The organism is Planktotalea sp. (assembly GCF_049680325.1).
GTDB lineage: Bacteria > Pseudomonadota > Alphaproteobacteria > Rhodobacterales > Rhodobacteraceae > Planktotalea.
This window is the reverse complement of sequence record NZ_JBAUHO010000341.1, coordinates 1-7,679: the sequence shown is the minus strand read 5'-3', so window position 1 is coordinate 7,679 and position 7,679 is coordinate 1. Positions and strand designations below refer to the sequence as shown.

At 54.9% G+C, this 7,679-nt stretch carries 6 protein-coding genes; 4 read left to right on the top strand and 2 right to left on the bottom strand.

From position 1 onward, the window contains the following. Positions 1–20: 20 nt before the first annotated feature. Positions 21–1,403: a cysteine--tRNA ligase gene (cysS, locus tag WBC85_RS15100; RefSeq protein WP_424439060.1), complete on the bottom strand. Its 1,383-nt coding sequence runs from the start codon at positions 1,401–1,403 to the stop codon at positions 21–23. A 236-nt stretch (positions 1,404–1,639) separates the two neighbouring features. On the opposite strand from cysS, the gene WBC85_RS15095 reads away from it, so the two are divergent. The 4 genes from WBC85_RS15095 to typA all read left to right on the top strand — a co-directional run bounded on the left by WBC85_RS15095 (position 1,640) and on the right by typA (position 7,159). Next, complete coding sequence (locus WBC85_RS15095) at positions 1,640–2,815, top strand: pyridoxal phosphate-dependent aminotransferase (RefSeq protein WP_424439057.1); 1,176 nt, start codon at positions 1,640–1,642, stop codon at positions 2,813–2,815. Positions 2,816–2,838: 23 nt separating this feature from the next. Continuing rightward, positions 2,839–3,456, top strand: a complete 618-nt coding sequence (locus WBC85_RS15090; RefSeq protein ID WP_424439054.1) for a TPM domain-containing protein — start codon at positions 2,839–2,841, stop codon at positions 3,454–3,456. 217 nt (positions 3,457–3,673) lie between these two features. Beyond that, positions 3,674–5,215 carry a trimethylamine methyltransferase family protein gene (locus WBC85_RS15085; protein ID WP_424439051.1) on the top strand — a complete coding sequence of 514 codons (1,542 nt, stop codon included), beginning with the start codon at positions 3,674–3,676 and terminating at the stop codon, positions 5,213–5,215. Positions 5,216–5,338: 123 nt separating this feature from the next. Then, a complete protein-coding gene (typA, locus tag WBC85_RS15080; protein ID WP_424439048.1) occupies positions 5,339–7,159 on the top strand; it encodes a translational GTPase TypA in 1,821 nt (606 codons plus the stop codon). A 99-nt stretch (positions 7,160–7,258) separates the two neighbouring features. Here the strand turns inward: typA and WBC85_RS15075 are convergent, their stop codons facing one another. Then, positions 7,259–7,531, bottom strand: coding sequence for a hypothetical protein (locus WBC85_RS15075; protein WP_424439045.1), 273 nt, complete (start codon positions 7,529–7,531; stop codon positions 7,259–7,261). Between the last annotated feature and the right edge of the window lie 148 nt (positions 7,532–7,679).

Sequence of the window (7,679 nt, the reverse complement as noted above, 5' to 3'; positions counted from 1 at the left end):
GTCCTGTGTTTGGAAGTGGGTCATAGGAGGCCCTCGAGTTTTGAGGGGTCGAAGCCTTCCTCGCGTTTGTAGGTAACTCCACCATCACTGTCGAAGCTAACCGACAAATTTGCTGCCATGAAAGCCTTTCGGATCAAATCCGATTTGTCATAGTCTTTGATGGCTCTCGCTTTCGACATTTCTTCAACCAATTCTTCAATGAGTGGCCGAACATTTAGCCCCTCGTACAGCCAATCGAAAACTTCTTCTGATGCTGGATCAACATCATATGTCAAAGAAAGAAATTCCATTGCAGCTTTAAGGTCATTGAAGCGAAGCTCAGCTTTCATCTTATGCATTGCTGCTATGGCACCAGCCGTATTGAGATCGTTCTTTAATGAAGACAGAAATGCATCATCGATTTCATCAGAGGCCTCAAGGCCCTTCGTAAGAAGCGACCAAGTCTCAAGCGTCTTCTCCGCCTCTTCCCTCTTCTTCTCCGTCCAATCCATCGGCTTCCTGTAATGCGTGCTCAAAAACACAAAGCGGATCACCTCACCCGGAACGCCTTGATCCAGCAAATCGCGCACGGTGAAGAAATTGCCCAAGGACTTGGACATCTTCTTGCCCTCGACCTGCAACATTTCGTTGTGCATCCAGACATTGGCGAAATCATCGCCCGCGCATTTGCTCTGCGCAATCTCGTTTTCATGGTGCGGAAACATCAAATCGTTGCCGCCGCCGTGAATATCAAACGAGGTACCCAGCAATTCATGCGCCATGGCAGAGCATTCGATGTGCCAGCCGGGGCGACCACGGCCCCAAGGGCTCTCCCAACCGGGCGTGTCTTTGTCTGAAGGTTTCCAGATCACGAAATCCATAGGGTTACGCTTGTAGGGCGCGATTTCGACCCGCGCGCCCGCGATCATATCATCGACAGAGCGGCCAGAAAGCTTGCCGTAATCTTCATAGCTTTCGACGGAAAACAGAACATGACCTTCGGCCTCATAGGCGTGACCTTTGGCGATCAGATCCTCGCCCATCGCGACCATCTGCGCAATATATTCGGTCGCGCGCGGCATGTGCGTCGGCTCCAGCGCACCCACAGCCGCCATATCATCAAGATACCACTGCGTTGTTTCATCCGTGATCTCGCGGATGCTGCGCCCGCTTTCAGCGGCGCGCGCGTTGATCTTGTCATCCACGTCGGTGAAATTGCGCACGTATTTAACGTGATCTTCGCCATAGACATGGCGCAGCAAGCGAAACAGCGTATCGAAGACGATCACAGGGCGCGCATTGCCGATATGGGCGCGATCATAGACGGTCGGCCCACAGACATACATGCGCACATTGTTTGGATCGATTGGCTCCAAAACCTCTTTCTTACGGGTTTTGGTGTTATGCAGTGTGATCGGTGTCATGTCACAAGTCCTTAAATGCGCGCGCAAATGGTGCGGCGGACTTAGCAACTCAAATCAAAAGAGGAAATGTGAAACCGGCCCGCCTAACGAAGTTAGTGGGAAATACAGCAGATAATTGTGATGATCTGTGCGTGGTTCATGCGGCGTTGATAGCGCGGAAAATCCGGTCCGTCCAGAGCGATTGACGAATCCTGCGCGGCTCTGGCAAGTGAACCCAGTGCTTTGAGGAAAAGAATATGCCCGAAATATCATCGACTTTGCGCAATTTGACTGGCGGCGGTTCTGACGGCTGGGAAGTTTTTGCGCGCGCGCGCCAGATGATAGCCAGCGGCACACCCGTTACCGAACTGACGATTGGCGAGCATGATATTCGCACCGATCCAAGCATCCTTGCGGCAATGGATGCCTCTGCGCGCGGCGGGCATACAGGTTATGCTATGGTGCCCGGCATAGAAGCCTTGCGGCGCAAGGTGGCTGAACGCATCGAGGCCGCCACAGGCGTGCCGACCCAGTTTGACAACGTGCTGATTACCCCCGGCGGGCAAGCTGCGCTTTTTGCGGCGCATCTGGCGGTTTGCCGGCAAGGCAGCAAAGCGCTTTTCATTGATCCCTATTATGCGACCTACCCCGGGACATTGCGCGGTGTCGGCGGTGTTGCGACGCCCGTTCAAGCGCATCCAGAGCACGGGTTTCAACCACGTGCTGCAGATATCGACGCGCAAGCGGATGGCGCCGCCAGCCTGTTAATCAATTCGCCCAACAACCCGACAGGCGTGGTTTACACACGAAAAACGCTTGAGGGTATCGCCGACGTTTGCAAAAAACGTGACCTTTGGCTGATCTCTGACGAGGTTTACGAAACGCAAATCTGGGAGGGCGAACATATTTCTCCCCGCGCGCTAGAGGGTATGGACGAACGTACGCTTGTTGTCGGTTCCATGTCCAAAAGTCATGCCATGACAGGCAGCCGCTGTGGTTGGATCGTCGGCCCGAAAGATGTCATCGCCCATCTGACCAATCTTGCCACCCACACGACTTATGGAGTTGCGGGGTTTGTGCAGGATGCCGCGCTTTTTGCGCTGAACGAGGGTGCCGAATTGGAAGCGCGGATCGCAGCCCCCTTTGAGCGCCGCCGCGCTATAACGTTGGAAAAGCTCAAAGCGCAGAACACTGTCAGGATGATTCCGGCGGACGGCGCGATGTATGTTATGCTTGATATCCGCGCGACGGGCCTTAGCGGCGAGGAATTTGCCAATCGATTGCTGGACGAACGTCACATCGCCGTCATGCCCGGTGAGAGCTTTGGACGCGCCGCCGCGGGCCATATTCGCGTGGCAATGACCATTGAGGATACCGCATACGGCGCAGCGCTAGAGACGTTGTGCGGTTTTGCAGCAAGTCTTTGCGATTAGCAGCGTTTGCGTCCCGCCAAGACATGTTTGCGCCCGATCTAACGCTGGAACAGTTCGCAACAGGCCTCTTCAACGAGTGGGGGATCGGCGACAAGACCAGCAATGATGGTGTCCTTGTCCTGATCCTGAAAACCGACCGCGCTATGCGCATCGAACTTGGTGGCAGCTATGAACGTGACTGGGATCGCACGGCAGCCACAGTTATCAACCGCTCGTTCCTACCCGCTTTTAAAGAGGATCGCTATCAGGACGGGATCGAGGCTGGCGTCAGCGATACGATCGAAACGATCGTGACGCCGTTCTTGGCAGGTGCACAGGCCCCCAAAGGCGAAAGCAACAACTGGGTTTGGGCCATTGTTATGGCGGTCCTTGGTGGCATCGGCGCGATGGCGTTCAAAGACAAATTTGTAAAGCTGCAGAAATGCCCAGAATGCGGTCAACGCCATTTGAACCGTACCCGCCACATCAAACGCCATGCGAGCAAAACCAGCACCGGCGACGGCGATATGATTACCGAATGCTCGAATTGTTCCTATCGCAGTGTTGTGCCTTACACGATCTCACGCAAAAGTTCATCTGCTTCGCGGTCCAGTTTTGGCGGTGGATCGTCAGGGGGCGGCGGCGCTTCTGGTCGCTGGTAAGGTCTGAAAACGGCGCCACGTCGCATTTAGCGCAGAATCGCAGTTAAATCCGCTCTCCACTGCCCATAACAGTTGGAGAATGCCTTTGAACGGGACTTTCTGGAAGGTCACGCTTACCCGCGTGACAATAGGAGCGCGCCGTGGACGCGCAGCGCGCGGGCGGCCCTGACAAGGACGCCCCTGTCTTTGTCCTATTTCCCTTTGAAAGCACCCGAACATGAACGATCAAACTCCGAACCGCCGCGCTGGTGGCCGCTCTGCCCGCCGTGAAGCCCGCACCAGCAAGCTCGCCGATCACCTGCGCCCTATTCGTGCGGGCATGGAAGGTGGGCAGTACAAGCCGCTAAGCGATATCGACGTTGAAAAAATCCACCAAGCCGCCCTTACCGCGCTTGAGACAATTGGTCTGGCCGACGCGCCTGCCTCTGGCGTTGAAATTCTGACAAATGCCGGCGCTATCCTTGGCGATGACGGGCGCATCCGTTTCCCGCGCGCCTTGGTTGAGGATGCTTTGGCCAAGGCCAAGCGCGATGTCACTTTATATAGCCGCGACGGGCTGAACGATCTGGATCTATCCGGGCAACGTGTTCACTACGGCACGGCTGGTGCCGCCGTTCATATCGTTGACGTCGAGGGTCATGAATATCGCGAATCCACGGTTCAGGATCTGCACGACGCGGCGCGCATTTGCGATGTCTTGGACAATATCAACTTTGTGCAGCGCCCGATGGTGTGCCGCGATATTTCAGACAATCTGGAAATGGACCTGAACACGATCTACGCCTGCACAAGCGGGACGCATAAGCATGTCGGCACGTCTTTTACCGAGCCAAGCTTTGTGCCCCATGCGCTTGAGATGTTGCATATGATTGCGGGCGGCGAGGACAAGTGGCGCGAGCGACCCTTTGTGTCAAATTCCAACTGCTTCGTTGTGCCACCGATGAAATTCGCCACTGAGGCCTGCGAGGTTATGGAGGCCTGTATTGCCGGGGGCATGCCCATCCTCTTGCTATCTGCTGGCATGGCTGGCGCAACGGCGCCCTCTACAATTGCGGGGGCAATTACGCAGGCGACGGCCGAATGCCTGGCGGGTCTGGTTTATGTAAACGCGATTGCGCCGGGTCATCCTGCGATCTTTGGCACTTGGCCTTTCGGTCTTGATTTACGCACAGGCGCGATGACTGTCGGATCGGGCGAGCAAGCGCTACTAAGCGCAGGCTGCGCCCAGATGCACGCGTTCTACGGTGTTCCGGGCGGCGCAGCAGCAGGCGCTTCGGATTCTAAAATGCCCGATATGCAGGCTGGCTGGGAGCAGATGTGCTCAAACGTCATGGCAGGCCTGTCGGGGCTGAACATGGTCTATGAAGCGGCGGGAATGCATTCCTCGCTTTTGGGTTTCTGTCACGAAAGTCTGATCTTGGGCGATGATCTTATCGGTCAAGCGATGCGCTGCGTGCGCGGCATCGAAGTGAATGATGAAACGCTGGCCCTGGATCAGATTGCGCAGGTCTGCATGGGTGGGCCCGGTCACTATCTGGGCACGGATCAAACACTGAGCCGGATGCAGGCCGATCACGTCTACCCAACGCTTGGCGATCGCACCTCCCCGAAAGAATGGGCAGAGATTGGCAAACCTGTTCTGGCTGAAAAAGCCAAAGCCAAGAAGGAAGAGATTCTCGCGACGCGGTCCAATGCCAGATTCGATGCTGCGCTTGAAAGTGCCATTCGCGAGCGTTTTAAGATACACTTGCCCGTTTAATTCAGGATTATCGGCAAGATGAAGCACAGTTGCGGCCCCCTCTTAAGGGTGCGTCGCAATTTTGCTGGCCTTTTGAGGTGCGCACCTATAACGGAGGCCCAACTCAGTTAAAGGCAGTGACTAATGGACCTTCGCAATATTGCGATTATCGCACACGTGGACCACGGCAAAACGACGCTCGTGGACGAACTTCTCAAGCAATCCGGCGCATTTCGTGAAAACCAAGCGGTTGCCGAACGCGCAATGGACAACAACGACATCGAACGCGAGCGCGGAATCACCATTTTCGCCAAGCCGACCTCGGTCGAGTGGAAAGGCACACGGATTAACATCGTTGATACGCCTGGTCACGCGGACTTTGGCGGCGAAGTTGAACGCATTCTATCCATGGTTGACGGTGTTGTGTTGCTTGTGGACGCGGCTGAAGGCCCGATGCCACAGACGAAATTCGTAACCTCAAAAGCGCTTGCACTGGGACTGCGTCCGATCGTTGTTCTGAACAAAGTTGATAAAGGCGATGCGGAACCTGACCGCGCGCTTGATGAGTGTTTCGATCTCTTTGCATCGCTTGATGCGAATGACGATCAGCTTGATTTCCCACATATGTATGCATCTGGCCGTAACGGCTGGGCAGACAATGAATTGGACGGTCCACGCAAAAATCTGAGCGCACTGTTCGATCTGATCGTGAACCACGTTCCAAAACCTGCGCAAATTTCCCGTCAGGGCGAAGATTTCCGCATGTTGGCGACGACCCTCGGCGCCGACGCTTTTGTTGGCCGCCTTCTGACGGGCCGCGTTGAAAGCGGTAAGTTGAAAGTCGGCGCAACTGTTCAGGCACTTAGCCGCATTGGCCAAAAGATCGAACAGTTCCGCGTGACGCGCATTCAGGCCTTTCGTGGCCTTGCCCAGCAAGACATTGAAGAAGCAATGGCAGGCGATATCGTTTCCATCGCAGGCATGTCCAAAGCGACGGTTGCCGATACGATCTGTGCGCTGGCTGTTGATACCGCCCTGCCCGCACAACCGATTGATCCGCCCACTATTACAGTGACCTTTGGCATCAACGACAGCCCGCTTGCTGGCCGCGATGGCAAAAAGGTTCAGTCGCGCGTCATTCGTGACCGTCTGATGAAAGAAGCGGAAAGCAACGTTGCGATCAAAATCGGTGAAACACCCGGCGGCGAAGCGTTCGAGGTCTCTGGCCGCGGCGAATTGCAGATGGGCGTTCTGATTGAAAACATGCGCCGCGAAGGTTTCGAGCTATCTATCTCTCGCCCGCAGGTGATTATGAAAGAAGGCCCGAACGGCGAACGTCTTGAGCCCGTTGAAGAAGCGACGATCGACGTGGATGACGAATACTCCGGCGTTGTCATTGAAAAGCTGACTGGCGCGCGTAAAGGTGATCTGGTTGAAATGCGCCCTGCTGGCGCTGGCAAGACCCGCATCATCCTTCATGTCCCCTCACGTGGCCTAATCGGCTATCACGGTGAATTCCTGACCGATACACGTGGTACGGGCGTTCTTAACCGTGTCTTCCACGGCTGGGCAGAGCATAAAGGTCCGATCCCGGGCCGCCGCGCTGGCGTGTTGATCTCTATGGAGAACGGCCAATCTGTTTCTTACGCGCTTTGGAACCTTGAGAGCCGCGGCAAGATGTTCATTGGCGCTCAGGTTGATCTCTATACAGGGATGATTATTGGTGAGCATAGCCGTGAGAACGATCTGGAAGTGAACCCGCTCAAAGGTAAAAAACTGACCAACGTGCGTGCTTCTGGCACGGATGAAGCGGTTCGTTTGACCACTCCGGTCACGCTGAGCCTTGAGGAAGCGATCGCTTACATCAACGATGATGAACTTGTGGAAGTGACGCCGAATGCGATCCGTCTGCGCAAACGCTATCTTGATCCGCACGAGCGCAAGCGCCATTCTCGCAGCGCGTAAGCCACTATTTATAAATAAAAAAAGGCGCGACAGGGAAACCTGCCGCGCCTTTTTTACATGAGTGCGCAGCGCCCAAAGCGCTACGCACTCTGAAACCGCTTAGTGCTTGCAGGCAACTTCGCGCATTACGTAATGAGAACCGGTCTTCAGCGTCGCAACCTGACGGTAAACAGGTGGGTAGGAAACCAGCTCGATGCGACCATTGCGGTGCTCGTACTGCTTTTTGCCATCCTTAACGAGGTGCTTTGTGTATGTGTAAGTCGCTGGCACGAGGTGCTTGTCGTAGCACGCTACTGTTTTGCCTTCCCAAGCCATTGCTGGCGCTGCGAAACCAATTGCTGCGATTACTGCTGTAAATAGGGTCTTCTTCATGTGTACTCTCCAAAAAATGATGCTCAAATAAAGCAAGGACCATTCACCAATTCATCAGGGCGGCAATTTGGATAGTTCGTGTTTTAATTGTGTTTTTGAACAATTGTTTCGAATTACCGGTTTCGTTTCCAATTTGGTTCAGAACGAG